The following is a 22,080-nucleotide window of genomic DNA, read 5'->3' as shown; positions in this document are numbered from 1 at the left end:
ATCCCGTCGGCCCGTACGTCGAGGGCGGTGCCGGGCCGTGCGGTGGGGTCAGGCGCCGAGGGCGATCTCCTCGCCGGTTCCGTACGACCGTACGAGCACCTCCCCGTCCGCGCCGAGCCGTACCGCGTGTGCGCGCCCCCGCCCCGCGACCCGCGCCCGTCCGTCCGGGTCGACCGCCACCAGCGTGTTCTCGTCCACGGCGATTCCCCCGGCGAGCCGGTGCCTGCCGACCGCCGTGACCAGCCGCGTCAGCGTGCCCCACTGGGCGGCGTGCACGTCGACCGTGAAGGGCACGAGCCCGAGCCCGTCGCGGACCTCGACCTCCTCCAGGTCCTCGGCGGCGAAGTCGGGGCACACCGGGACGCCCCCGTCGAGCCATCCGCCCACCACGGCCCGCCGCGCCGCGAGCGCCGCCCCCGCCGAGAAACCGGCGTACGGGATGCCCGAGTCGGTGACAACGGAGGCGAGCCGGCCGTCCGCGAACGCCTCCTGGTACGCGGGTGTCAGCCCGCCGCACACCAACAGCCCGTCCAGGCCGGCCACGAGGCCGGCGTCGAACCGGTCGCCGAGCGGCACGAGCAGCGGTACGGGCGTGCAGTCGGCGACCTTGCGCAGGACGGCGTCGTAGCGCCCGAACTGCTCCGCGCCGTCCCCCTCGTCGAGCACGACGACCCCGACGCGCGGGGCCGGCGCCGAAGCCGCCCGCAGGAAGGGCCCGTAGACGTCGGACGCGGCCGTCGCGTCCCAGCCGCCGCCGATCAGGAACGTATGACTGCTCATCGGTGAAACCCCCCCATGGACGCCGCTTGCACAAGAGGGCAGACGCTACGGAAGACGGGCGCCGGACGCCACGGGTTTCCCGGGCGGCGCCGGGTCCTCGGAGGCGCTCACGGCGGCCAGCTCGCGCAGCGCCCGCGCCGACGCCGAGCCCGGGTCCGCCGTGACGAGGACGACTTCCTGGTCGTCCTCGGGGACGAGCAGGACATCGCAGTTCAGCCGGAGCGGGCCCACCGCCGGGTGGTCGACCGTCTTGGTGCGGTGGCCGGGCGCGTGCACCGGCCGCGACTCCCACAGCCGCCGGAACTCCTCGCTGCCCGCGCGCAGTTCCGCCAGCTGGGCGGCGAGCGCGGGGTCGTGCGGGTAACGGTCGGCGGCCCGGCGCAGCCGTGCCGCCACGATCGCCCCGAACTCCTGCGCGCTGGAGCTCTCGTACATCCGCCCCTCGCCGAGGAACCGCCGCCGGGCCAGGTTCGTCGTCCCGTGCCCGAGGTCCCCGCCGAACACCGCCTGCGCCAGCGGATTCCAGGCGATGAGCCCGTACGCCGCGTCCGTGACGATCGCGGCGGTCTCCGGCAGCCGCTCCAGCATCCGGACCACGTGCGGCCGTACCCGTCGCACGTACCGTGCGCCCGGGGGCGTGGGCGATCCCGCCAGGCGGAAGAGGTGGTCGCGCTCGGCCGCGGTCAGTCGCAGGGCCCGCGCCAGCCCGTCCAGGATGCGGGCGGACGGTCTCGGTCCGCGGGCCTGCTCCAGGCGTACGTAGTAGTCGACCGACATATGGGCCAGCTCCGCCAGTTCCTCGCGCCGCAGCCCGGGCGTGCGGCGCGGGGCGCCGGCCGGCAGGCCGGCCTCGTGCGGACTCAGACCCGCGCGGCGTTCCCGCAGGAAGCGGGCCAGCTCCTGCCTCGCCATGGCGTCTCCTCCCGTCCCGTGGGGCTCCCGTGGGTGGTATCGGCTGTCCCTGGCGGCGGACCGGCGGCCGGGGGACCGTGGCCGGCATGAGCGATCGCACAGCACTGGTCACCGGTGCCAACAAGGGAATCGGCCGTCATATTGCCCGACGGCTCGTGGAAGAGGGTTTCACGGTGTACGTGGGATCGAGGGACGCCGGGCGCGGAGCGGAGGCCGTGGAGGAGATCGGCGACGGCGCCCGGCTGCTGGTCCTCGACGTCACGGACGCCGGCTCGGTCGCCGCGGCCGCCGCCCGGGTCGACCGCCTGGACGTCCTGGTCAACAACGCCGGCGTCAACCCCTCCCTGGCGTCGCCGACCGCGTCCGACGCCGCGGAGTTCCGGCGGGCGTACGAGACGAACGTCGTCGGCGTGCTGGAGGTCACCAACGCCTTCCTGCCCGCCCTGCGCCGCTCCCCGCGGCCCCGCGTCGTCAACGTCTCCAGCGGTACGGCCTCACTGGCCTGGAGCACGCACCCCAACCCGCAGTTCGAACCGGGCCGCCCCGGCTCCGCCGCCTACCGGGCCGCCAAGGCCGCCCTCAACGCCCTCACCCTCCTGTACGCCCAGGACCTGGCCGCGGACGGCTTCAAGGTCAACGCCCTCGCCCCCGGCCGCCGCGCCACCGACCTCGTCCCCGGCGCGCGGGCCACGGGCGGCGATCCGGCGGAGGCGGCCGAGGGGGCCGTACGCCTGGCCCTGCTGCCGGACGACGGGCCGACGGGAGGGTTCTTCTCGTGGGACGGGACGGGGGTGCCGTGGTGAGACCGGGCGGGCGGCGGGTCAGGCGCGCAGGCCCTGGACGCCGTCGTACGCGGACATCACCAGCTCCATCCCCCGCGTGTCGCCGGCCGGTTCGCGCATCTGGTTGGTCACGTACGCCACCGCCATCCGCGCCTCGGCGTCGACCATGACCAGCGAGCCGCCCCAGCTGCCCCAGCCGTAGGTGTTGCCGAACAGCCCGTAACCCAGGCCCCAGCTGACCGGCATGCCCAGCACCCGGTCCTCCCCGCCGAACTGCTCCTCGCGGGCCCGCTCGCACCCCGCCTCGGACAGCAGCCGCACCCCGCCCACCGTCCCGCCGCAGGCCGGCACGGACTGCACCAGGGCCACCGAGCGGGCGTTGCCGAAGCCGCTCGCGGACGGGATCTGCGCGCGGCGCCAGGCGACGCTGTTGCCGTCGCGGACGCGGAAGGGGGTGCCGGGGGCGTCCGGGTTGCCGGGGGAGCCCGCCGTGTAGTCCTCGTCGCGGGACGGCGGCGGGACCATGGGCGCCACCCGCCCGTCGTGCTCGGCGGACAGCCCCAGGTGGAAGTCCGCGCCCAGCGGTCCGGCCACCTCCTCGGCGAAGAACGCGCCCACACTGCGCCCCGTGATCCGCCGGACCACCTCGCCGACCAGGAAGCCCTGGGTGAGCGAGTGGTATCCGGCGGCGGTGCCCGGCTCCCACAGCGGAGCCTGCGCGGCGAGCCGGGCCGTGGCGGCCGGCCAGTCGTAGAGCTCGTCGACCGGGCCGTCCCAGTGCGGCAGACCCGCGGTGTGCGCGAGCAGATGCCGGACCAGGACGCCCTCCTTGCCCGCTGCGGCGAACTCCGGCCAGTAGCGGGCGACCGGCGCCGAGAGGTCGAGCTCCCCGCGGTCGGCGAGCAGCAGCGCGCACAGCGCGGTCATGGTCTTGGTGACGGAGAAGACGTTGACGATCGTGTCCCGCTGCCAGGGGATCGTCCGCTCGGCGTCCACGTACCCGCCCCACACGTCGACCACCGGCTCGCCGTCCACGAACACCGCCACCGAGCCGCCGAGGTCCCCCGCGTCCAGCAGGGCGGCGAGCGCGTGGGGCACGGCGGTGAACAGGTCGTCGTAGGAGCCCTGGATGTCGGCCATAGGGGCCATTGAGCGCCCTCGGGCCTGCCGGCGGCAACCGAATTCCGGGGTGCGGCGAGGGTGCAATGTGACGTGCGTCACCCCCTGTCACAGGGGTCGATCACCCGGTGTCTTGAGGCCGAACCCCTGGAAACGTCCCGGAACGCAGGAGGAGGGCCCATGAACATCGCCCTGTGGATCGCCGCCGCACTGCTCGCCGCGGTCGCCCTGACCGGCGGTGTCAGCAAGGTGTTCGTCCCCAAGGAGAAGCTGGCCGCGGCGCACGGCGGCGGCTGGACCGCGGACGCCGGCACCGGCTTCGTCAAGGGCCTCGGGGCGCTGGAACTGCTGGCCGCCGTCGGCCTGATCGCGCCCGCCGCACTCGGCGTCGCGCCCGTGCTGGTGCCGGTGACCGCCGTCTGCTGGGTGCTGCTGATGGCCGGCGCGATGGTCACCCACGGCCGGCTGGGCGAGTTCGGGTTCGTCCTGCTCAACCTCGCGTACCTCGCGCTCGCGGTGTTCATCGCGTGGGGACGGTTCGGGATCCGTCCGTTCGCCGCCTGACAACCTACGGAGAGACCTATGACCGAGCACACCACCCATGTCGTCGTCATCGGCGGAGGCTACGCCGGCGTCATGGCGGCGAACCGGCTGACGCAGCGCGACGACGTCACCGTGACCCTGATCAACCCCCGCCCGGACTTCGTCGAACGGATCCGCCTGCACCAGGTGGCGGGCGGGACCGGCGAGGCCGTCGTCGAGTACCGCAAGGTCCTGGCCGAGCGCGTCCGGCTGGTGGTCGGCACGGTGACCCGGATCGACGCGGCCGGGCGCGCCGTGCTGCTGGAGAGCGGCGGCACGCTGGAGTACGACTACCTGATCTACGCCGTGGGCAGCGGCAGCGCCGACCCGCGGGTGCCGGGAGCGGCCGCGTTCGCGCACCCGATCGCCACGCTGGAGGAGGCCCGGCGGCTGCGTGCCGTCCTCGCCGCCGCGCCCGCGACGGCCCCCGTGACGGTGGTCGGCGCCGGTCCGGCCGGTATCGAGACAGCCGCCGAACTGGCGGAGGCGGGCCGTTCGGTGACCCTGGTCTGCGGCGGGGAGCTGGGCCCGTACCTGCACCCGCGGGGCCGCCGCTCGGTCGCCGCCCGCCTGGCCGCGCTCGGCGTACGCGTGCTCGACGGCCCCGGCACCCAGGTGACCGAGGTGACGGCCGACGCCGTACGGCTCGGCGACGGCCGTACGGTGCCCGGCGCGGTGACCGTCTGGACGACCGGCTTCGGCGTGCCGGACCTGGCCGCGCGCAGCGGCCTGAGCACCGACGCGCTGGGCCGCCTGCTCACGGACGAGACGCTGACCAGCGTGGACGACGACCGCGTCATCGCGGCCGGGGACGCGGCGGCGCCCTCGGACCTGCCGTTCCGGATGGGCTGCCAGTCCGCGGTGCAGCTGGGACCGCAGGCCGCGCAGACCGTGCTGAGCCGCATCGCGGGCCGGCCGCCGGCGGCCGTCGACGTGGGGTTCGCCGGCCAGTGCCTGAGCCTGGGCCGCCGCGCCGGGATCTTCCAGTTCGCCCGCCGGGACGACACGGCCGTCGCGCTGTACGTCGGCGGGCGGCCGGGGGCGAGGCTCAAGGAGTTCGTGTGCCGGAGCACCGTCTGGCAGCTGTCGTACGAGGCACGCAGGCCCGGCGTGCGCACCTGGTGGGCGAAGGACGCCCGGCGCGAACGCGTGCTGGCGGCGCGGCGCGCCGAAGCACCGGCCGTCGCCGACCAGACGGTCTAGGGTGCCGACGTGCCCGAACGGGGGAGGGAACGAGAGATGAGCGATCACGTCACCGAGACGGCGACCGAGGCCACCGAGGCCTTCGTCGCCCACCGCAACCTGCTCTTCACCGTCGCCTACGAGATGCTCGGCTCGGCGGCCGACGCGGAGGACGTGCTGCAGGAGACCTGGCTGCGCTGGATCAAGGTCGACCTGGAGCAGGTGCGGGACCGGCGCGCCTACCTGGTCCGCATCACCACCCGGCAGTCCCTCAACCGGCTGCGCACGATGACCCGCCGCAAGGAGGCGTACGTCGGGCCCTGGCTGCCCGAGCCCCTGCTGACCGCGCCGGACGTGGCCGAGGACGTCGAACTCGCCGAGAGCGTGTCCATGGCGCTCATGCTCGTCCTGGAAACCCTGTCACCGACCGAGCGCGCCGTCTTCGTCCTGCGGGAGGTCTTCGGCATCGACTACGACGAGATCGCGGCCGCCGTCGACAAGACCCCGGCGGCCGTACGGCAGATCGCCCACCGCGCCCGCCGCCACGTCGACGCCCGGCGCCCGCGCGAGGCGGTCTCCGCGAGCCAGACCCGGGCGGCCCTGGAGTCCTTCCGGCGCGCGCTGGCCACGGGGGACCTCCAGGGCCTGCTGGACGTCCTGGCCCCGGAGGTCGTCCTGCTCAGCGACGGCGGCGGCGTCAAACAGGCCGCGCTGCGACCGGTCGTCGGCGCCGACAAGGTGGCCCGCTTCATCGTCGGCGGCTCCGGCCGGATCGACGCCACGCTCACCACGACGCCCACCGTGGTCAACGGCAACCCGGGCCTCGCCCTGCACCTGGACGGCACGCTCGACGGCATCATGGCCACACGGGTCGAGAACGGCCGCATCACGGGCCTGTACTACGTCCGCAACCCGGAGAAGCTGACGAGGGTGGGACAACGGACGCGGCTGACCTTGAGGTGAGGGGTGGCTGAGGGGCGCGTTCGAGCGGCGGTGCTGTTGCCGCCGGCCCGCTCACCCCTGCACCTCTCGCCACGGCCCTCACCGGCGGCACGATCCCGCCCCGGCTGGCCTCGCCTCCGTCCTCACCGAGTCGGCCGTCCAGCGCACCGCCCTCACCGCCACGGCCGCCACGACCGTGACCCTCACGACACTCGCCGGCCTGCGCGTGCCGCGCGGACCGGCGAGGTGACGGGACGTACGGCGTACGTCGGTTTCGCCGTTTACGGCGAGCCCAGCAGCGCCTTGACGGCGATGATCACCGGGGCTCCCGCTTCCCCGATGAGGGTGGCGATTCCGGCGATGTTCTGGAGCAGTTTCCGCAATCGCTCCCGGGAGGGGTTCGAACGGATCTCCTCGACGCTGGCGTCCATGTCCGCCCGGTCCTTCTCGTCCAGATGCCGCCGGAGCTTCTGGACTTCCCGCAGGAGACCGTCGAGCCGGGACGCCGCCGGCTCGGAGCCGTGCACGTTCTTGCCGCCGGCCACGATGTCACCGGAGCCGCTGTGCGACGCGTTGCCGATGGCGCCGTCGCCGTACTGGTGGTAGTGGTCGCCGCTCATGAGGCCACGATGTTGCCGGAGCCGCTGTGGCCGGCCTTGCCGATGCTGCCGGCTCCGTACTGGGTGATGAAGTCCCCGTGCACGGCGTGCTGCACGTTGTACGTCACCTGGGCGATGTCCGGGTGGCCGATGGCCTTGGTGATCTCGCCGACGAGGTGGTGGATCTCGCCGCCGTCCGTGGACCAGACGGCGTCACGCTGTGTGCCCGAGGTGTTGAGGACCAGGCCGTACAGATCGGGTTTGCCGAGCGCGACGACGAGCCGCCACACCAGCAGGGCCTCCACGGCGAGCAGGAGCAGGACGCCGACGCTTCCCAGACCGGCCGCGAGGAACGAACCGACGAACAGGCAGAGGAGCGTGCGCACGATGAACTGCTTCCAGGCCGCGTGCTTGTCGACCTCCAGCCTGCGCTGCCCCACGTGGGAGATGTTGCGCAGGGGGTAGGCCTCGCCCGCCACCCATAGCACGCCTTCGTTCACCCGTACCTGAACCGTTGAGTAGCTGAGTGCCACCGCTTCCTCCCCCTGTCGTGGTCGTCGACGGAATTCCGCCGATGCGCCGAAACGGTAAAGCGGCCGGTCACGCGCCAGAGGGTATTGGCCCTTTCTCGCTTACATCTGATCACTGCACCTTCCTTTTGTGTGACAATCCGCCACTGATGTGGTCGCCGATGGCCGACGTCTCGGCGGGGAATCGCCCGGCCCCCTCGCGCGTTGTGGTCGGTGAGCTCCGACGACCGAGCCGAGCCGACGAGTATGGGAGGACGCGATGGCCGCGCAGACGCAGAGGGCCGTGCTGGCGGGCGGATGTTTCTGGGGCATGCAGGAACTGATCCGCCGGCTCCCGGGCGTGACGGCGACGCGGGTCGGCTACACGGGCGGTGACGTGCCGAACGCGACGTACCGCAACCACGGCACGCACGCGGAGGCCATCGAGATCCTCTTCGACCCGGAGCAGACCGACTACCGCGCCCTGCTGGAGTTCTTCTTCCAGATCCACGACCCGACCACCAAGAACCGCCAGGGCAACGACATCGGCCTCAGCTACCGCTCGGCGATCTACTACGTGGACGACGAACAGAAGCGGATCGCCGAGGACACCATCGCGGACGTCGACGCCTCCGGCCTGTGGCCCGGCAAGGTCGTCACCGAGGTCGAGCCGGTCGGCCCCTTCTGGGAGGCCGAACCGGAACACCAGGACTACCTCCAGCGCTACCCCGACGGCTACACCTGCCACTTCCCCCGCCCGGGCTGGCGCCTGCCGAGCCGGGCGCAGGGCTGACGGACCGCGGCTCCCGGTGGGGCCGTGATCGTCAGCCACGCGCGCGGTCCTTCTCGCTCCCGCGCTTGCCGCCCTTGCCGCTGAAGGCCTCCTTGCGGAGGAGTTCCATGAAGCCCGGGGTGTCCTGTGTGGTGCGGACATCGACGAAGGCGCGCACGTGCCCGCCGTCCACGGCCTGCCGGAGCAACGCGTGCGCCAGATCGACCCGCGCGGTGTACCGGCCGGGGAGGCGCTCCGTGCCGACCTGGTAGTCGCTGACCCCGCTCCTGTCGAACAGGCCGCCGGGGCGGATGACCGTCCAGTCAAGGTCGGTCTCGCGGACGATCTCCTCCATGCGCCGCATGTCGTCGTACACGGAGCGCCCCATGAAACGTACGACGGCTGGTTCCAGCACCTTCCGGAACAAGAAGCCCTCACCGGGCGCCGGCGTCCCGAAGAGCACGGTCGAGGTCACGCCGACGACGCGTCGGACGCCGTGCTTGGTCATGGCCCGCGCGATGTGGCCCATGCCGACGGAGTACACGGTGACCGGGCTTCGGCCGTACGGGACGCCGAGAGCCGAGATCACGGCGTCCTGCCCGGCTACCGCGCGTTCGACCGCGGCCGCGTCCAGAACGTCGGCCTCGACCACCCGCAGGCGCGGACCGCGTACCGGAAAGGCCGCGGGCCGGCGCGTGACCGCGGTGACCGTATGCCCTTCGGCACTCGCCTGTGCGGCGGCCAGACGCCCGGTCGGTCCGTTCGCCCCGAAGATGACGATGTTCACTGGGCTCTCCCTCTCGAAGTCGGTTCCGCCGACAAGAGGGCCCCGACGGCACGAAGTGTGACGTCGGGTGGATCGCCGAGCGCCGGTGTGGTCAGTTCAGCAGGCTCGCCGGGCTGCCGCCGTTGGCCTCGTAGCCCGCCACTGCGAGGGCGCGGTAGACCGCGAACTCCGCCGCCGGGTCCGCCGACAGCGTCCACGGGAGGGCGCCGACGTGGCCGTCGATGTGTATGAGCTGGTTCATCGCTTCTCCCCAGCGCTCCGCGCGGACCAGGAAGAAGACCAGCATGTGGCGCACGTGGGCGAGCATCGGGTCGTCGGGGCGGGCGGCGTGGACGGCGTGCAGCGCGCCGTGGATCGCCTTGGTGACGACCTCGCTCTGGTAGAAGCCGCTGACCAGATTCACCTCGGGAAGGTGCTCGAAGACCGCGAAGAGCGGCATCGCGGCCAGGAGCGAACCGCGCGGGGCACGCGCGGCGGCGGCCTCCGCGAAGGAGTACGCCAGCTCGCGCGAACCGTGCCACTTCTCGCACCAGTAGTGCAGGGCCGCCAGATGCGCCCCCATGTGCGCGGGGGCGCGGTCCAGGATCTTCAGCCAGAGCTGCTCGAAGTCGGCCTGCGCGTAGCCGAGCCCGCGCGCCACCGACAGCTCGACGATGTACGGGACCGGGTCACCCGGCGCGAGCAGGGCCGCGTCGGCGCACGCCGACCGCGCCTCCTCCATGATGATCCGGAACTCCTCCGTGCCGGGCGTCGACGTCCGCCACGCCTGCTGTGCCAGGAACTCCGCGTGTACGGCCGCCCCGCCCGCGTCCTTGGGCTGCTCCGCCCGCCACACCCGCAGCCACTGCCCGCCCGGCGTCTCGCTGACCCCGCCCGGCCGCTGCTGGAGCTCCAGGGAGGCGGCGCCCGCGAAGGCCTGCACGCGCTGCCAGCGGCGCTCGCCCTCCGTCTCGGTGCCGGCGAGCAACTGCGAGGCCGCGCGGTAGTCCTGCGTGCGCTGCACCAGGTCCAGGACGTCCAGCAGGTCCTGGTCGGGGCCCGGCATGCGGACGTCGAGGTCCTCCTCCCGCACGAACCCGTAGTTCGCGGGGTCGGCCGCGTCCGGATGGCCGGCCGGCACCTGCTCGATCATGCCCCGCCGGCGCCGCAGCACGGGCAGCAGCACGAAGCCGAGCATGACCACCGCCATCAGGACCCAGAGAATCGTCATGCGACAAGCGTTCCAGACGCCTCCGACACTTGGCCAACCCGGTCCGCGGCCCTGTGGAAAACGTCATCCGCGTCGCGCGCGCACTACCCTCGGAGCCCATGAGCGACAGGCACATCAGTCAGCACTTCGAGACCCTGGCGATCCACGCGGGCAACACCGCCGATCCCCTCACCGGCGCGGTCGTCCCGCCGATCTATCAGGTCTCGACCTACAAGCAGGACGGCGTGGGCGGCCTGCGCGGCGGCTACGAGTACAGCCGCAGCGCCAACCCGACCAGGACCGCCCTGGAGGAGAACCTCGCCGCCCTGGAGGGCGGCCGTCGCGGGCTCGCGTTCGCGTCCGGACTGGCGGCCGAGGACTGCCTGTTGCGTACGCTGCTCAGCCCCGGCGACCACGTCGTCATCCCGAACGACGCGTACGGCGGCACGTTCCGCCTGTTCGCGAAGGTCGTCGCGCGCTGGGGCGTGGAGTGGTCGGTCGCCGACAGCAGCGACCCGGCCGCCGTACGCGCCGCCCTCACCCCGAAGACCAAGGCCGTGTGGGTGGAGACCCCCTCCAACCCGCTGCTCGGCATCACCGACATCGCCGCCGTCGCCCAGGTGGCCCGGGACGCGGGCGCGAAGCTCGTCGTGGACAACACCTTCGCCACGCCCTACCTGCAGCAGCCGCTGTCGCTCGGCGCGGACGTCGTGGTCCACTCGCTGACCAAGTACATGGGCGGTCACTCGGACGTGGTCGGCGGCGCCCTGATCGTCGCCGACGAGACGCTCGGCGAGGAACTGGCCTACCACCAGAACGCCATGGGGGCCGTGGCCGGTCCCTTCGACTCCTGGCTGGTGCTGCGCGGCACGAAGACGCTGTCGGTGCGCATGGACCGGCACAGCGAGAACGCCACCAAGATCGCCGACATGCTCACCCGGCACGCGCGCGTGACGAGCGTGCTCTACCCGGGCCTGCCCGAGCACCCCGGTCACGAGGTCGCCGCGAAGCAGATGCGGGCGTTCGGCGGGATGGTGTCGTTCCGGGTCGAGGGCGGCGAGGAGGCGGCCGTGGAGGTCTGCAACCGCGCCAGGGTGTTCACCCTCGGCGAGTCCCTCGGCGGTGTGGAGTCGCTGATCGAGCACCCGGGGCGCATGACGCACGCGTCGGCGGCCGGTTCCGCCCTGGAGGTGCCCGCCGACCTCGTCCGCCTCTCCGTGGGCATCGAGAACGCCGACGACCTCCTGGAGGACCTCCAGCAGGCCCTCGGCTGAGCGGGCCGCGGCCTCACCAGCCGGTCAGCGGGGGAGTCGTCTGCGAGGGCGGCTCCACCCACGGGCGCGCCATCAGCGCCCACACCAGGAACGCCACGCTCGCGCCGAACAGCAGCAGGTACACCAGCCGGCGCGCGATGGTCCTGCGGCGCAGCATGCGCGCGCCGCGCCGGACGACCTCCTCGTACAGGCCGGGAGGCACCGGCGGCGGCACCCGCTCCATGATCCGCCGTGCGGCGGCCTCGCGTTCGGGCCGGTTCACCCGTGCCTCCCGGTGCGCGCGGTGCCGGTCATGACGGCGCCACCTCGGCGCCCGCCACCGCCGGGGCGGGCTCCCGCGGCGGATGCAGCAGCGTCGCCGTGGCGCGGTCGCAGATCGTCCGTACGCGTTCGGTCGGCAGACCGAGCAGCGCCGCCGTCTGCTCCTCGGCGACCCCCTCGTACAGCCGCAGGACCAGGATCAGGCGCTCCTGCGGGCTCAGGCGGGCCAGGACGCTGCCGGGGTGCGGACGGCCGCGGCCGTGACCGCCGTACTGGTGCCACACCCCGTTCGCGAAGCGGGTGGCCAGATGCTGCCGGGTGCGGTCGTAGGGGTCCTCGCCGCGCAGCCGGTCCCAGGAGGCGTACGTGTGGGCGAGGGCCAGCGTCAGCAGGCGGCGCGCGCGGGGGTTGTCGTCCGGCGCCTCCGCCGTCAGCAGGGTGGCGGCGTGCAGCAGCCGTCCCGCGGCGCCCGCGACGAACGCCTCGAACTCCCGCGTCCGAAGCGCGCTCTGGGACGCCTGTCGTTGTCGCACCGCGCCTCCCGCCCTGACGCGCCCTGAGGGAACGGACCCGGCCGCCCGCGGCGTGCGCCACCGCGTACGACGGGCCCGGTCTCATATGAGGCCAGGGGTGGCCTTTCGGTCAAGAGCCGGGGGCACGCGCGTACGACGAGCCGGGCCGGCGGCGTACGTCAGCGGGGGGTACGCGCGTACGCACGCGTGGGCGCGCTACGACGCCGACGACGCCTCCGGACCCGGTACTCCCTGTGCCGCCATCCGGGTGGAGAGCGCGGTGTTGAAGCGTGTGAGGAGCGCGCAGAACGTCTCGCGCTCCTCCGGCGCCCAGTCGTGTGTCAGCTCGGCCATCAACTGACGGCGCGAGGAGCGCACTTCCTCCAGCCGGGACTGCCCGCGCGGGGAGAGCTGGAGCACCACGGCCCGCCCGTCCTCGGGGTGCGAGGTGCGTTTGACGAGGCCGGTGTCGACGAGCGGAGCGACCTGCCGGGTGACCGTCGAGGAGTCGATGCCCATGCTCGCGGCGAGTGCCTTGACGCCCATCGGACCCTCCTTGTCGAGGCGGTTGAGCAGCAGGTAGGCGGCGCGGTCCATGGAGTTGCGCACCTGGCCGACCCCGCCCAGCCGGGTCTGTTCGGCACGTCGGGCGAAGACCGCCACCTCGTGCTGCAGCGTGTCGAGGAGACCGGTGTCACCGGCGGTCGTCATGTCCATCGACATTTCAGGTGTTGTGGGCATGGCCGGAGGCTCACTTCATGAAGGGGGTCTGGATTGGGGGACAGAGTACGCGGCCGGGGGGCAAGCCGTACCGGCGCTGCGCAAACCAGTCTCGGAGGTTGGTCACAGCACCGCCCGCCGCCTGTGAACTGCGATGCTTGAGTCATGAGCTACAGCACGGCTGACTCCTTGCGGCCCGTCACCCTCGACGACGTGCGCGGAGCCCAGAAGATGCTCTCGGGCGTGGCGCGGGTGACGGCGATGGAGGGCAGCAGGCACCTGTCCCAGCTGGTCGGCGCGCCGGTGCACCTCAAGTGCGAGAACCTCCAGCGCACCGGGTCGTTCAAGCTGCGCGGCGCCTATGTCCGGATCGCCGGACTGCTGCCCGAGGAGCGGGCCGCGGGCGTCGTCGCCGCGAGCGCCGGCAACCACGCGCAGGGCGTCGCGCTGGCGTCGTCGCTGCTCGGCGTGCGGGCGACGGTGTTCATGCCGAAGGGCGCCCCGCTGCCGAAGATCAGCGCGACGCGCGAGTACGGCGCCGAGGTGCGCCTGCACGGCCAGGTGGTCGACGAGACGCTGGCCGCCGCGCAGGCATATGCGGCCGAGACGGGCGCGGTGTTCATCCACCCCTTCGACCACCCCGACATCATCGCGGGCCAGGGGACGGTCGGCCTGGAGATCCTGGAGCAGTGCCCCGAGCTGCGCACGGTCGTGGTCGGCATCGGCGGGGGAGGGCTGGCGGCGGGCATCGCGGTGGGGGTGAAGGCGCTGCGGCCGGACGTGCGGGTGGTGGGCGTGCAGGCCGAGGGCGCGGCGGCCTATCCGCCCTCGCTCGCGGCCGGGCACCCGGTGTCGATCGGGCAGCCGGCGACGATGGCCGACGGCATCAAGGTCGGGCGGCCCGGTGACGTGCCGTTCGGCATCGTCGAGGAGCTGGTGGACGAGGTCCGCACGGTCAGCGAGGACGAGCTGTCCACCGCGCTGCTGCTGTGCCTGGAGCGGGCCAAGCTGGTCGTCGAACCGGCCGGCGCCAGCCCGGTCGCGGCGCTGCTGAGCGATCCCCGCGCCTTCGAGGGCCCGGTGGTGGCCGTGCTGTCCGGCGGCAACGTCGATCCGCTGCTCATGCAGCGCGTGCTGCGGCACGGCATGGCGGCGCAGGGCCGCTACCTGGCCGTACGGCTGCGGCTGACGGACCGGCCGGGGGCGCTGGCCTCGCTGCTCGGGGCGTTGTCAGTGGCGGACGCTAACGTCCTCGATGTGAGTCACGTACGGACCGATCCGCGGCTCGGGCTCACGGAGGCGGAGGTGGAGCTGCACCTGGAGACGAAGGGGCCGGAGCACTGCGCCGAGGTCGGCCGGACCCTGCGCGAGGCGGGCTACACGGTCATCGACTGAGGCGAGCACCCGCACCTGCCTGGCTGGCGGACCCTTCGTCACTCGTTCGGGAAAACCCGTTGAGAGACGCGATACATCGCGTTATGGTGTGTCCGTGAAGCTACCTCCGCCGTCCATCAGGCGGAACAAAACGCGCAAACCCAGGCTTTCCGAAGAATCCCCGACGACGTGGAGACTCACATGCCAGGCGCCATCTATGCCGAAGGTCTGGTGAAGACCTTCGGTGACGTCAAGGCTCTGGACGGCGTCGACCTCGATGTCCCCGAGGGCACCGTCCTGGGCCTGCTCGGGCCGAACGGCGCGGGCAAGACGACCACTGTCCGCTGTCTGACGACCCTGCTGCAACCGGATAGCGGCAGGGCCGTCGTCGCCGGCCTCGACGTGCTCAGGCAACCGAACGAGGTACGGCGCTCCATCGGCCTGTCCGGCCAGTTCGCCGCCGTCGACGAGTACCTGACCGGCCGGGAGAACCTCCAGATGGTCGGTCAGCTGTACCAGATGAGGGCGAAGGACGCGAAGGCCCGGGCCGTCCAGCTGCTCGAACAGTTCGATCTCGCCGACGCCGCCGACCGCCCCGCGAAGACGTACTCCGGAGGCATGCGCCGCCGGCTCGACCTCGCCGCCGCCCTGGTCGTCTCCCCGCCGGTGATGTTCATGGACGAGCCGACCACCGGCCTCGACCCGCGCAACCGGCAACTGCTGTGGGAGGTCATCAAACAGCTCGTCTCCGGCGGCACCACCCTGCTGCTGACCACCCAGTACCTCGAAGAGGCCGACCACCTCGCGCACGACATCGCGGTCGTCGACCACGGCCGCGTCATCGCCCGCGGCACCTCCGACCAGCTCAAGGCCCGCACCGGCGGCGAGCGCGTCGAGGTCGTGGTCCACGAGCGCGAGCACATCCCGACCGCCCGCGAGGTCCTCGGCGGCTTCGGCAAGGGCGAGGTCACCGTCGAGCAGCACACCCGCAAGCTCACCGTGCCGGTCACCGGCGGCGCCAAGCTGCTCGCCGAGGTCATCCGCGAGCTGGACGTCCGCGGCATCGAGATAGACGACATCGGCCTGCGCCGCCCCACCCTCGACGACGTGTTCCTGTCGCTGACAGGGCATGTGGCCGAGGCCGAGGACGACAGCGGCGACGAGGACACCGAGCCCAAGGGGCGCGGACAGAAGAAGGAGGCCGCCAAGTGAGCGCCGTCACCGACGCCGTGCGCATCGCGCCGGCCGCGAACCCCGTCAGCCAGTCCTTCCGGGACTCGATGGTCGTCGCCAAGCGCAACCTGATCCGCATGTCGCGCATCCCCGAGATGATCATCTACGGACTGATCCAGCCGATCATGTTCGTGGTGCTGTTCACCTACGTCTTCGGTGGTTCCATGCAGATCGGCGGCAGCACCAGCGCCACCGACTACAAGAACTTCCTGATGGCGGGCATCTTCGCGCAGACGGTCACCTTCGCCACCGCAAGCTCCGGCGCCGGCATCGCCGACGACATGCACAAGGGGCTCATCGACCGCTTCCGCTCGCTGCCCATGGCGCGCGGGGCGGTGCTGACCGGGCGCACCCTCGCCGACCTGGTGCAGACGGCCCTGACCCTGGTGGTCCTCGCCGTGGTCGCCCTGCTGGTCGGCTGGCGCGTCGGGTCGGACGGGGACACCAACGCCGGCAAGGTGCTCGCCGCCTTCGGCCTGCTGCTCCTGCTCGGGTACGCCTTCACTTGGATCGGCGCCCTGATCGGCATGTCGGTGCGCACCCCGGAGGCGGCCACCTCCAGCGGGCTGATCTGGCTGTTCCCGGTGACGTTCATCTCGAACGCGTTTGTGGACACCAGCCACATGACCCCGTGGCTGCGTCACATCGCCGAGTGGAACCCCTTCAGCGCCACCGCGCAGGCGTGCCGTGTGCTGTTCGCCAACCCGGGCCAGTCGCAGTCGGACGCCTGGCCCATGCAGCACCCGGTGTGGGCCTCGCTGATCTACTCGGCGCTGATCATCGTCGTCTTCAGGACCCTCGCGGTGCGCAAGTACCGCTCGGCCACGGCATGACGACGCCCCCGGCGTCACGGGGGCGCCGGGGGCAGGTCAGGGGCACGTGGGGCGGCGGGTCAGCCGCCGTACGGCCGGGTCAGCCGTTGTACGGCTCGGCCTTCAGGATCCGCACGGAGGCCTTCTTGCCGTTGGGCAGCTCGTACTCCGCGTCCTCGCCGACCTTGTGGCCGATCACGCCGGCCCCCAGCGGGGACTGCGGCGAGTAGGTCTCGATGTCGGCGCTGGCGTACTCGCGGGAGGCGAGCAGGAAGGTCAGGGTGTCGTCCTCGTCGCCGTCGAAGGCGATCGTGACGACCATGCCGGGCGCGACCGCGCCGTCGGCCGAGGTGGGAGCCTCGCCGACCTTCGCGTTCTCCAGGAGCTGGGTCAGCTGGCGCACACGGAGCTCCTGCTTGCCCTGCTCTTCCTTGGCCGCGTGGTACCCGCCGTTCTCACGCAGGTCGCCCTCCTCGCGCGCGGCCGCGATCTTGGCGGCGATCTCCGTGCGCGCGGGACCAGTAAGGTACTCAAGCTCGTCCTTGAGCTTGTTGTACGCCTCCTGAGTCAGCCAGGTGACGTTCTCGCTGGTCTGGGTCACAGGTGCTCCTCGTAGGTACTGGGAATACAAAGCATCGCCCTACCCAGAAGAATGTTCCTTCACGGATGGGCGAAACCACGAGCCTAACAATTCAGCGGCGCAAGGGGGAGGACATAAGCCATCAGAATCATGTCGGCGCAGGTCGGAGGCCAGGTATTGCGACCGGCGCCGGGCGTCGTCAGTCCGCGTGGCAGCCGAGCAGCTCGGCCGTGGTGCCCCGGGACGTCGTACGGAGCGTGACGACCTTGTCGATGCGGGTCGCGTGCCCGTCGAAGCGGAAGTCGGCCCGGCCCACCTCGGAGCCGTCCGCGGCCTGGGAGCGCAGGGTGCAGTAGCCGCGGGCGTCGGCGTCCTTGCGGACCTCCAGGTGGATCTTCACCGCGTCCTGGGAGGCGTCGAAGGTGATGACCTCGGCGCTGATCTTGTTCTGGCCCACGTAGTGGTAGGCGAAGTAGCCGACCAGCGCGAGCAGCAGGGCGCCGAGCACGGCACCGGCGATCTTGAGCTTGCGGTCGGCGCGCTCGTCCGAGGAGCGGCCGTAGCGGCCCTCGGGCAGCCGCGTGCTCGCCGTACTCATGATCGTCCTTTCCGCGAGGGGGGCTTCCGAGGACGGGCCCGGAATTATTCGCCTCCCGATTCGGTCACTATAGAAGCCGCCGATCGCGCCTTGTCACACCGGGCGCCGACTTACCGAGGATTGAGTCTTGACTGACCAGCTGCGACTGATGGCCGTGCACGCCCACCCCGACGACGAGTCGAGCAAGGGCGCGGCCACCATGGCGAAGTACGTGTCCGAGGGGGTGGACGTGCTGGTCGTGACCTGCACGGGCGGGGAGCGCGGTTCCATCCTCAATCCGAAGCTGCAGGGCGACAAGTACATCGAGGAGCACATCCACGAGGTACGCAAGAAGGAGATGGACGAGGCCCGCGAGATCCTGGGCGTGAAGCAGGAGTGGCTCGGCTTCGTCGACTCCGGCCTGCCCGAGGGCGACCCGCTGCCGCCGCTGCCCGAGGGCTGCTTCGCCCTGGAGGACGTGGACAAGGCGGCCGGGGAACTGGTGCGCAAGATCCGCTCGTTCCGCCCGCAGGTGATCACCACCTACGACGAGAACGGCGGCTACCCGCACCCCGACCACATCATGACCCACAAGATCTCGATGGTGGCGTTCGAGGGCGCGGCGGACACCGAGAAGTACCCGGAGGACGAGTACGGCCCGGCGTACCAGCCGCAGAAGCTGTACTACAACCAGGGCTTCAACCGCCCCCGCACCGAGGCGCTGCACAACGCCCTGCTGGAGCGCGGCATGGAGTCTCCCTACGGGGACTGGCTCAAGCGCTGGGCGGAGTTCGAGCGCACCGAGCGGACGCTGACCACGCACGTCCCGTGCGCCGACTTCTTCGAGATCCGCGACAAGGCGCTGATCGCGCACGCCACCCAGATCGACCCCGACGGTGGCTGGTTCAAGGTCCCGATGGAGATCCAGAAGGAGGTCTGGCCGACGGAGGAGTACGAACTGGCGAAGTCGCTCGTGGACACCTCCCTCCCGGAGGACGACCTCTTTGCGGGCATCCGCTGACCCTGAGGGACAATGCCTGACATGAGCGCAAGCGCGAGCCTGGCAATGACGCACCTCGTCCCCCTCGCCAAGGAGGTGGACGAGAACAAGGTCACCCCCGGCGTCCTCGGCTTCATCGTCTTCGCGGTGATGGCCCTGGCGGTGTGGGGCCTGATGAAGTCCATGAACAAGCACATGGGCAAGGTCGACTTCAAGGAGGCGGCCGACCCGGAGGCGTCCGAGAAGAACCCGGCCGAGGGCTCGCCCGCGAAGGGCTGAACCCCCGAGCGGAGCGGCAGCGGGGGCGAGCGGGCCGGAAGCCGGCCGCCCCCGCCACCGCCGTCGTCACCGGGACGAAGCCTCCACCGCCACCCCCATGACCTCCCGTGCGTGGCGGCTCGGCACCATGCCCAGGCGCCACGCCTGCCAGCCCGCCTCCAGGTTCACGCCGCGTTCCAGCAGCAGGGCGTAGGCGTGGACGTAGTCGTCGAGCTTCTCGTCGCGCAGGGGGTGGCCGGTGCGGGTCAGTTCCGCCAGGTCCTGCTGGGCCACCGCCGTGCCCACCTCCACGCCGCCGGGGGCGGCGTAGGGAAGCAGCGTGCAGCGCAGGAAACGGGACCAGTCCTCGCCGCGGCGGTCGCCGTACGACGTGAACAGGGTGGTCGCGTCGTCGCACAGCGTCAGCGCCTGCTGCGTACGGGCGTTGCCCGCCTCCACCACCGCCAGCTCCAGGCAGGTCCACGCCTCGCCGTGCGCCACGCCGATGCGCTGGAAGTCGGCGCGGGCGTCGACCAGCAGCTGGCGGGCGAAGCCGGAGTTGCGCAGTGAGCCGGTCTGGGCCGCCCGCTGGTCGCGGGTGACGCGGGCCGAGTGGTGGCGGGCGCAGGCCAGGCCGTAGACGTCCCGCATCCGGGAGAACATCGTCCGTGAGCGCTCCAGCTCGCGCACCGCCAGATCCAGGTTGCCGGTCTCCTCCAGCGCCTGGCCCAGGTAGTAGATCGTCCAGGCCTCGCCGCGCGCGTCCTCGTTCTCCCGGTGGCGGGCCGCCGCCTGGCGCAGGCCGTCCACCGCGGGCGAGGGGTCGCCGGCGACCAGCCGGGCGCGGGCCAGCTGGGTCAGCGCCCAGGCCTCGCCGCGGGCGTCATGGGTGCGGCCGTACCGGTCGAGGGCCGCGCGCAGCTCCGACTCCGCGCGCGGGACGTCGCCCCTGCGCAAGGAGAGCTGGCCGAGCTGGAAGTGCGCCCAGGCCTCGCCGTGCACGGACTCGCCGGCGCGGTGCAGCACCAGGGACTCGGTCAGCAGGCGCAGCGACTCGGCGACCCGGCCGCGGTCGCGTTCCACCGCCGCCAGCGCGTGCATCGTCCAGGCGCGGTCCGTCTCCAGCTCCGGCGCCGACTGCAGGGCGAGCGCCTCGCGGAGTTTGGCCGCGGCCTCGGTGAGGTTGCCCTGGTGGTGCAGGGTGATGCCGAGCGAGCCCAGGGCACGGGCCGCGCCGGCGTCGTGGTGGGCGTCCCGGTACAGCTCGACGACCGAGGCCAGCGTCGTGCGGGCCTTGTCCAGCTCGCCCAGCTGACGGGCCGCGATACCCGTGCGCCACTGCACCGAGCGCACCAGCAGCCCCTGGTCCACGGCCTGCGCCAGCTCGCTGATCTCGCCCAGGCGGTACAGGTCGCCGCGCAGCAGGCAGTAGTCGCACAGCGCGCCCAGCAGGCTCAGCACCGCCGCCTGGTCGACGCCCTCCGCGTGCCGCAGCGTGGAGGTGATGAAGCTCGACTCGTCGTCCAGCCAGCGCAGCGCCTCGTCCAGGGAGGTGAAGCCGTGCGGGCTGAACCGGTCCGAGCGCGTCGACATGTTGCCGTCGACCAGGCGCAGCACCGAGTCGGCGAGGTCGGCGTAGTTCACGATCAGCCGCTCCTGCGCCGCCGTGCGCTCGGCCGGGTCCTCCTCGTCGAGGAGGCGGGCCTGCGCGAAGGCCCGCACCAGGTCGTGCAGCCGGTAGCGGTTGCCGCGCACGTGGTCGATCAGGCCGGCGTCGGTCAGCGCGGTCAGGTGGCGCCGCGCCTCGGACTCGTCGGTCGCCAGCAGGGAGGCCGCCGCCGCGGCCCCCAGCGAGGCGCGCCCCGCCAGGGCCAGCCGGCGCAGCAGGCGGCGGGCCGGCTCGGACTGGTCGGTGTAGCGCAGCCACAGCACGCGTTCGACCGGTTCGACGGGGCCGTACGCCCCCAGGTCCGTGGCCAGCCCGCGCGGTGAACGCGGGCCCAGCGAGGAGCCCGCGATGCGCAGCGCCAGCGGCAGCCCGCCGCACAACTCCCGCACCCGCGTCGCCGCTTCCGCGTCGTAGGGCCCGGAGCTGTCCTGCGCCGCCGCTGCCAGCAGCTCCTCGGCGCCCGCCGCGTCCAGTGCCTCCACCGGCAACTGGTGCACCCACGCCTGCAGATCGGACGGCAGCTCCAGGGGCTCCCGGGCGGTGACCAGGACCAGGCTGTCGGAGCGCTCGGGGACCAGCGTGCGGACCTGCTCCGGATCCGAGGCGTCGTCCAGGACGATGGTGACCGGCAGCCCCGTCAGATGCTGGTGGTACAGCTCGCTCAGCCGCTTGACCTGCTGGTCGGGGGAGGACCGCTCGCGGAAGAGCAACTGCTCGCGCGGCGCCCCGAGCCGGTTCAGCAGGTGCAGCAGGGCGTCCCGGGTGGGCAGCGGTTCCTCCTCCGGGCTGCCGCCGCGCAGGTCGACCACGCAGGCGCCGCGGAAGTAGTCCTTCAGCTCGTGCGTGGCGCGGACGGCGAGTGTCGTACGGCCGCTGCCGGGAGCGCCGTGCAGCACCACGACCGTCGGGCGGGTCCGGGTGCTGGCGCGGGATGCCTGGACCCACTGCCGGATCCGCGCCAGCTCCTGCCGGCGGCCCGCGAACACCCCGCCCGGCTCCGGGAGCTGGGCGAAGGACTGGGCCAGCACGCTGCGCCCGCGGGCCGCCGCGCTCTTGTCCGCGCCGCGCAGCTGCGGGCCCGTCTTCTTCGGGCCGGTGGAGGCGGCCAGGACGCGCTGCTGGTCGAGGAAGGGACGGATGCCGCGCACCTCCAGCGCCGTCAGCCACTGCAACCGCAGCTGCTCGGGTCCGCCGGGCTGGCTCGCGGCGCCGGCGCGGTGGTGCGCGGCCGGCAGATGGGAGCCGGCCACCTTCACGACCGTCGCCGCGGCGCCGACCACCCCGACGGTGACGCCCGCGCCGAACGCCGTGCCCGCGTCGGTGCCGAGGGCCAGGTCGGCGACGACCGCGGCGAGGGCGGCGACGACCGCCACCAGCACGGGGGTGCCGGCGCCCTCCTTGGCGTACCGCTGCGCGAAGGTGAGCCGGCCGGCCTCCGCCTCGTCCAGTGCGCGTGTGTAGGCGGCGTACTCCTCGGCGGCCGTCTGCGCCATCGCGTCCAGCGCCCCGCGCGCCCGCGACAGCAGCACCCCCGCGTCCGTGCGGCCACCGGAGCGCCGTACCTCCTCCTCCACGGCCCGGGCCAACAGCCGTTCGGCTTCCGCCCGATGGCTGTCCCGCATGTCACGTCCCCCTCCTGCGGCAACTGCATTGCC

Annotated in this window: 24 protein-coding genes; 11 read left to right on the top strand and 13 right to left on the bottom strand. The window is 72.5% G+C overall.

All coding sequences use genetic code 11. The annotated features are described in order from the left end of the window. Positions 1-48 precede the first annotated feature (48 nt). On the bottom strand, positions 49-780 hold the full coding sequence (locus ACYF6T_RS05415) for a type 1 glutamine amidotransferase family protein (RefSeq protein ID WP_461693836.1): 732 nt from the start codon (positions 778-780) through the stop codon (positions 49-51). A gap of 45 nt (positions 781-825) precedes the next feature. Then, positions 826-1,692 carry a helix-turn-helix transcriptional regulator gene (locus tag ACYF6T_RS05410; RefSeq protein WP_461693834.1) on the bottom strand — a complete coding sequence of 289 codons (867 nt, stop codon included), beginning with the start codon at positions 1,690-1,692 and terminating at the stop codon, positions 826-828. 86 nt (positions 1,693-1,778) lie between these two features. Here ACYF6T_RS05410 and ACYF6T_RS05405 point away from each other — a divergent pair, with 86 nt between their 5' ends. Beyond that, positions 1,779-2,495 carry an SDR family NAD(P)-dependent oxidoreductase gene (locus ACYF6T_RS05405; RefSeq protein WP_461693833.1) on the top strand — a complete coding sequence of 239 codons (717 nt, stop codon included), beginning with the start codon at positions 1,779-1,781 and terminating at the stop codon, positions 2,493-2,495. Positions 2,496-2,513: 18 nt separating this feature from the next. On the opposite strand, the gene ACYF6T_RS05400 is transcribed toward ACYF6T_RS05405, so the two are convergent. Further along, complete coding sequence (locus ACYF6T_RS05400) at positions 2,514-3,614, bottom strand: serine hydrolase domain-containing protein (RefSeq protein ID WP_461693832.1); 1,101 nt, start codon at positions 3,612-3,614, stop codon at positions 2,514-2,516. Between the two features lie 159 nt (positions 3,615-3,773). Here ACYF6T_RS05400 and ACYF6T_RS05395 point away from each other — a divergent pair, with 159 nt between their 5' ends. The 3 genes from ACYF6T_RS05395 to ACYF6T_RS05385 are packed head-to-tail and all read left to right on the top strand — an operon-like array spanning position 3,774 to position 6,320. Next, a complete protein-coding gene (locus ACYF6T_RS05395; protein WP_461693831.1) occupies positions 3,774-4,157 on the top strand; it encodes a DoxX family protein in 384 nt (127 codons plus the stop codon). 18 nt (positions 4,158-4,175) lie between these two features. Next, positions 4,176-5,378: an NAD(P)/FAD-dependent oxidoreductase gene (locus ACYF6T_RS05390; RefSeq protein WP_461693830.1), complete on the top strand. Its 1,203-nt coding sequence runs from the start codon at positions 4,176-4,178 to the stop codon at positions 5,376-5,378. 36 nt (positions 5,379-5,414) lie between these two features. Continuing rightward, positions 5,415-6,320: an RNA polymerase sigma-70 factor gene (locus tag ACYF6T_RS05385; RefSeq protein WP_461693829.1), complete on the top strand. Its 906-nt coding sequence runs from the start codon at positions 5,415-5,417 to the stop codon at positions 6,318-6,320. 260 nt (positions 6,321-6,580) lie between these two features. Here ACYF6T_RS05385 and ACYF6T_RS05380 read toward each other — a convergent pair whose 3' ends face one another. Together ACYF6T_RS05380 and ACYF6T_RS05375 are read right to left on the bottom strand one after the other, a co-directional pair. Further along, positions 6,581-6,919: a hypothetical protein gene (locus ACYF6T_RS05380; protein ID WP_461693828.1), complete on the bottom strand. Its 339-nt coding sequence runs from the start codon at positions 6,917-6,919 to the stop codon at positions 6,581-6,583. Further along, a complete protein-coding gene (locus ACYF6T_RS05375) occupies positions 6,916-7,398 on the bottom strand; it encodes a DUF6232 family protein (RefSeq protein ID WP_461693827.1) in 483 nt (160 codons plus the stop codon). The genes ACYF6T_RS05380 and ACYF6T_RS05375 overlap by 4 nt, the downstream gene beginning before the upstream one ends. Positions 7,399-7,687: 289 nt before the next feature. Between ACYF6T_RS05375 and msrA the strand changes: the two genes are divergently transcribed. After that, complete coding sequence (msrA, locus tag ACYF6T_RS05370) at positions 7,688-8,200, top strand: peptide-methionine (S)-S-oxide reductase MsrA (protein WP_461693825.1); 513 nt, start codon at positions 7,688-7,690, stop codon at positions 8,198-8,200. 31 nt (positions 8,201-8,231) lie between these two features. Here msrA and ACYF6T_RS05365 read toward each other — a convergent pair whose 3' ends face one another. Both ACYF6T_RS05365 and ACYF6T_RS05360 read right to left on the bottom strand, forming a co-directional pair. Beyond that, positions 8,232-8,966, bottom strand: a complete 735-nt coding sequence (locus ACYF6T_RS05365; protein ID WP_461693824.1) for an NAD(P)-dependent oxidoreductase — start codon at positions 8,964-8,966, stop codon at positions 8,232-8,234. A gap of 91 nt (positions 8,967-9,057) precedes the next feature. Continuing rightward, positions 9,058-10,176 (bottom strand): hypothetical protein, encoded by a 1,119-nt coding sequence (locus ACYF6T_RS05360; protein WP_461693822.1) that lies wholly within the window; start codon positions 10,174-10,176, stop codon positions 9,058-9,060. 98 nt (positions 10,177-10,274) lie between these two features. On the opposite strand from ACYF6T_RS05360, the gene ACYF6T_RS05355 reads away from it, so the two are divergent. Further along, the gene (locus tag ACYF6T_RS05355) at positions 10,275-11,429 is read left to right on the top strand and encodes a cystathionine gamma-synthase (protein WP_461693821.1); all 1,155 of its coding nucleotides are present in this window, start codon (positions 10,275-10,277) and stop codon (positions 11,427-11,429) included. A 13-nt stretch (positions 11,430-11,442) separates the two neighbouring features. On the opposite strand, the gene ACYF6T_RS05350 is transcribed toward ACYF6T_RS05355, so the two are convergent. From ACYF6T_RS05350 to ACYF6T_RS05340, 3 genes are all read right to left on the bottom strand, one after another. Beyond that, on the bottom strand, positions 11,443-11,691 hold the full coding sequence (locus ACYF6T_RS05350) for a hypothetical protein (protein ID WP_461693820.1): 249 nt from the start codon (positions 11,689-11,691) through the stop codon (positions 11,443-11,445). 28 nt (positions 11,692-11,719) lie between these two features. Beyond that, entirely contained in the window at positions 11,720-12,223 is a 504-nt protein-coding gene (locus tag ACYF6T_RS05345) for a sigma factor-like helix-turn-helix DNA-binding protein (protein ID WP_461693818.1), read from the bottom strand. Positions 12,224-12,418: 195 nt separating this feature from the next. Further along, positions 12,419-12,925: a MarR family winged helix-turn-helix transcriptional regulator gene (locus tag ACYF6T_RS05340; protein ID WP_461694183.1), complete on the bottom strand. Its 507-nt coding sequence runs from the start codon at positions 12,923-12,925 to the stop codon at positions 12,419-12,421. A gap of 162 nt (positions 12,926-13,087) precedes the next feature. On the opposite strand from ACYF6T_RS05340, the gene ilvA reads away from it, so the two are divergent. The 3 genes from ilvA to ACYF6T_RS05325 all read left to right on the top strand — a co-directional run bounded on the left by ilvA (position 13,088) and on the right by ACYF6T_RS05325 (position 16,362). Beyond that, positions 13,088-14,317, top strand: a complete 1,230-nt coding sequence (ilvA, locus tag ACYF6T_RS05335) for a threonine ammonia-lyase (RefSeq protein ID WP_461693817.1) — start codon at positions 13,088-13,090, stop codon at positions 14,315-14,317. A 180-nt stretch (positions 14,318-14,497) separates the two neighbouring features. Next, positions 14,498-15,508, top strand: a complete 1,011-nt coding sequence (locus tag ACYF6T_RS05330) for an ATP-binding cassette domain-containing protein (protein WP_461693815.1) — start codon at positions 14,498-14,500, stop codon at positions 15,506-15,508. Continuing rightward, a complete protein-coding gene (locus tag ACYF6T_RS05325; RefSeq protein WP_461693813.1) occupies positions 15,505-16,362 on the top strand; it encodes an ABC transporter permease in 858 nt (285 codons plus the stop codon). The genes ACYF6T_RS05330 and ACYF6T_RS05325 overlap by 4 nt, the downstream gene beginning before the upstream one ends. Before the next feature lie 79 nt (positions 16,363-16,441). On the opposite strand, the gene greA is transcribed toward ACYF6T_RS05325, so the two are convergent. Next, complete coding sequence (greA, locus tag ACYF6T_RS05320) at positions 16,442-16,942, bottom strand: transcription elongation factor GreA (RefSeq protein WP_461693811.1); 501 nt, start codon at positions 16,940-16,942, stop codon at positions 16,442-16,444. Positions 16,943-17,120: 178 nt separating this feature from the next. Continuing rightward, entirely contained in the window at positions 17,121-17,519 is a 399-nt protein-coding gene (locus tag ACYF6T_RS05315; RefSeq protein ID WP_461693810.1) for a DUF4307 domain-containing protein, read from the bottom strand. Positions 17,520-17,646: 127 nt separating this feature from the next. On the opposite strand from ACYF6T_RS05315, the gene mca reads away from it, so the two are divergent. Continuing rightward, entirely contained in the window at positions 17,647-18,519 is an 873-nt protein-coding gene (gene mca / locus ACYF6T_RS05310; RefSeq protein WP_461693809.1) for a mycothiol conjugate amidase Mca, read from the top strand. A gap of 12 nt (positions 18,520-18,531) precedes the next feature. After that, positions 18,532-18,777, top strand: coding sequence for a hypothetical protein (locus ACYF6T_RS05305; RefSeq protein WP_461693808.1), 246 nt, complete (start codon positions 18,532-18,534; stop codon positions 18,775-18,777). A gap of 66 nt (positions 18,778-18,843) precedes the next feature. On the opposite strand, the gene ACYF6T_RS05300 is transcribed toward ACYF6T_RS05305, so the two are convergent. Beyond that, a complete protein-coding gene (locus ACYF6T_RS05300; protein WP_461693806.1) occupies positions 18,844-22,047 on the bottom strand; it encodes a tetratricopeptide repeat protein in 3,204 nt (1,067 codons plus the stop codon). Positions 22,048-22,080 lie beyond the last annotated feature (33 nt).

It is taken from the genome of Streptomyces sp. 7R007, assembly GCF_054850255.1.
This window is presented reverse-complemented; position numbering and strand designations above follow the sequence as displayed.